The sequence below is a fragment of the Tepidanaerobacter sp. GT38 genome, assembly GCF_021991635.1.
Taxonomy (GTDB): domain Bacteria; phylum Bacillota; class Thermosediminibacteria; order Thermosediminibacterales; family Tepidanaerobacteraceae; genus DTU063.
This window is the reverse complement of the sequence record NZ_JAFFJA010000095.1, coordinates 1-3001: the sequence shown is the minus strand read 5'-3', so window position 1 is coordinate 3001 and position 3001 is coordinate 1. Positions and strand designations below refer to the sequence as shown.

Sequence of the window (3001 nt, the reverse complement as noted above, 5' to 3'; positions counted from 1 at the left end):
GCCAAGTATGAGTTCTGATAGGAAGTATTCGCCTTTTTCAAATTTGTCGCCTATTACTCCCATTGCATTTCTGCATGTCTCAAGCAGCTTTTGTGGATCTCCTCCACCTTCCAGATACTCTTTGGCAAGTTTTATTGAACCTTCTTCATCCATGTCGACTATTTTGTTGAAAAGTTCTTCTTGCATGTGTTTTCCTCCCTTTTTTTATTTATTATTTCCCTTAAAAAATTATTAAGTCAGACACCTCTTGTTGTAATACTGTTGTATATACATGTCTAAAGTCAGTATATCTAATGGCGTCCGAATTGTCAAGTGTTTTTGAATTTTATCAAAATGTATAAAGTATTAGGACTTCGCAGAAAACGAAGGTGGATTTTTCGCTTGAATAGCCCCATAAATTAAACCGCTAATTCCATATAAACACATAGCTACAAATATGGGAAAGCGCACTGCGCTGTTGATATTAGAAAGCATGGCAATGTAATATGTGGATAAAAAGCCGCCTAAATTCATAAATGCCATTAGGATGCCTGATGCAGCAGCAAAAGCCACAGGAGCGACTATCATACCCAATATCATCATTACGGCAGGCATTACTAATCCAAAACCTATCCCTACGAGCGTAGTACCTAATGTCAATATCATTAGATTTGACGCATAGTGCACGATACCGGAACCCAGTGCCAATATTAAAAGTCCAATTGAAATGGTAAATCGAGTGGCTATTTGATACACTTTCCCGAATATAGCACCGGCTATCATTCCCCCTACCGTAAACATGGAAAGCACGACTCCAGCAGAAGCGGCATCTCCCAATTTATCCGTAATAATTATTGTTGACATGTTTACTAGCAAAGGATAGTTTACCATCATAGCAATGCCGAACATTGCAGAAATAAAATATACAGTCGTTGGAATGACAATTTTTTCATTAACCTGTTGCTCTTTTCGCTCCGGTTCAGGAAGCATGAAGAGCACCATTATAAGTGATAAAATTCCTACAAGATGCGCAAGAAAAGCATAGTTCCATCTAATAGCAGCAAGTATTCCTCCAAGTAGTTGAAGGACAATGCCGCCTAGATTCATCACAACCCCTGACAATCCCAGCATGTTAGCTCGCTCTTGTCCCTCAAAAAGGCTTAAAATGATTGCGTTTCCAAGGGGCATTATTACTCCAAGCCCTATGCCAAAGAGAGCCCTAGTTATTAATATTGTCGTAAAGTTAGTTGTCAAAAAATATGGTGCTGCACCTGCCAATGAAAAAAGCAGTATCCCTACAATCAATAGAGGCCTGTATCCAATTTTATTTCCTGCCACCATGCCTGCAATATATGTGGACGGAATTATAAATAGCGATGGAAGAGTAGATACTAACAATATGGTGCTGAAATTTAAATTAGGAAAAGCTTCGGCAATGCTCTGTATGGCTGGAGTGATAGTACCTATACCCATTGCTATGAAAAAAACAGACATTACAGCAATAGTGACAATTTTTTTGTTAACCATTTTCTTCTCCTTTCTAATTTTTTTTAATTTTAAGAATAAACACCTCGCACCACAACACTATAGGAAATTCTGTCAGGCCCGAGAACCTCGTTGTTTCACAATAAAGCCCGGCTTTGGGCCATGCCCAAAACCGGTCATAACCGCAGATACAGTTTTAGTATTTTCCGTATTTTTCCACTGCATTTGCCAAAGCGCGGATGTTTTCTAAAGGAGTTTCCCTTGGTGCTATACCGACGCTTGTTGTAAGTATATAGCCTCCACCTGGTTTTACGTCTTCAAGCAGTTCTTTTACATATGTATCAATCTTTTCAGGTGTGCCGCTGACTATTAAACTTATGGGCACTCCACCCATGACACAGGTGTGGTCTTTCAGCATTTCTTTGGCTTTCCTTATGTCTGTCTTTTCAAAGTAGGCTATACCCCAACCTCTGGGCAGTTCCAAAATAGTCTCCAGGTGTGCATCATGACGGCCTTCAAAAAATACCATGGATTTTATGCCTTCTTTTAAGAATCCAAGGATTATTTCTTTGAGATATGGCCAGTAAAACTCCTTATAAAGTTTAGGAGAAAGATATTCGTTGAGGTGCAGCGGTATAAAAGCCAGTTTAACTCCCAATGGTTTTAGCGCCAAGCCCACTTTTAGAATCGGCTCAACCAACGCTTCACAGGCCTTTTTTACCTTTTCCGGGTAGCGGCGGATATCCAACATTACATTTGTCACATCTCTAAATCCATCGCCTATTAAATCCAGCGGTGCCATCCCCATTGTGATGGGCATAGAGGGATAACCCAATTCTTCCATATCTTCACTTACACCTTGCATAAAAGCCGAAATCTTGCCATATTCCATACCGAGTCTCACCCATGTGGCCATTGCCTTTCGCGGAGTTTCTAGATTCTTACATATTCTTGGAAGCAACTTATCTGCAATAAATCCAACAGGATCTTCGCTTAGAAGGTCATATTCCTCCGGTTTCATGAAGGTACCGCCCACAAACTGCGGTGAACAGTTCTCTCCTATTTCTCTCCCGGGATACCTGGTGCAGACATCACCTAACAAATCATGGACAGTGCCATACATTGCAAAAACGGCATTTACATCTGGATGGTCTGCAAAAGCAAACGTGAGCGGAGGAACCCCTACACCCGTAAAACCTGCTGCAAAGCTCCAGTCACTGGGAAAGTCTCTATGGAACTTTTTCAATGCCTGCCGCGTTTTATCATAGTCATAACAATATTCGTGATGTGTTATGCCTGCATATGCGGGGATTACGTCACCGCCTACTCCCGAATATGGCACCCTATCCGGTTCCTCAAGATTCATAGCCGCTTCTATCCGCGCAAGGCGCTCCTTCGCAAGTTCCTGTGCACTCTTTGCCACCTGTATCACTCCTTTACCCCTACTAATTCTTTACACAGCCTTACTCCTTTTGCCGCATCATCAGCCCATGCATCCGCTCCCGTCAGCTGCCTTACTTCTTCATCTACTCTTCCT

At 41.6% G+C, this 3001-nt stretch carries 3 protein-coding genes; all 3 read right to left on the bottom strand.

The annotated features are described in order from the left end of the window. Positions 1 to 186, bottom strand: a 186-nt coding sequence (locus JT739_RS11160; protein WP_237659390.1) for a B12-binding domain-containing protein, incomplete at its 3' end; no start/stop codon positions are given. Positions 187 to 345: 159 nt separating this feature from the next. Next, positions 346 to 1506 carry an MFS transporter gene (locus JT739_RS11155; protein WP_237661202.1) on the bottom strand — a complete coding sequence of 387 codons (1161 nt, stop codon included), beginning with the start codon at positions 1504 to 1506 and terminating at the stop codon, positions 346 to 348. A 154-nt stretch (positions 1507 to 1660) separates the two neighbouring features. Further along, a complete protein-coding gene (locus JT739_RS11150) occupies positions 1661 to 2887 on the bottom strand; it encodes a uroporphyrinogen decarboxylase family protein (protein WP_237661201.1) in 1227 nt (408 codons plus the stop codon). Between the last annotated feature and the right edge of the window lie 114 nt (positions 2888 to 3001).

Bases quoted from the DNA above. Each gene is read 5' to 3' on its own strand.
- JT739_RS11155 (WP_237661202.1), bottom strand. From the start codon at position 1,506: ATGGTTAACAAAAAAATTGTCACTATTGCTGTAATGTCTGTTTTTTTC.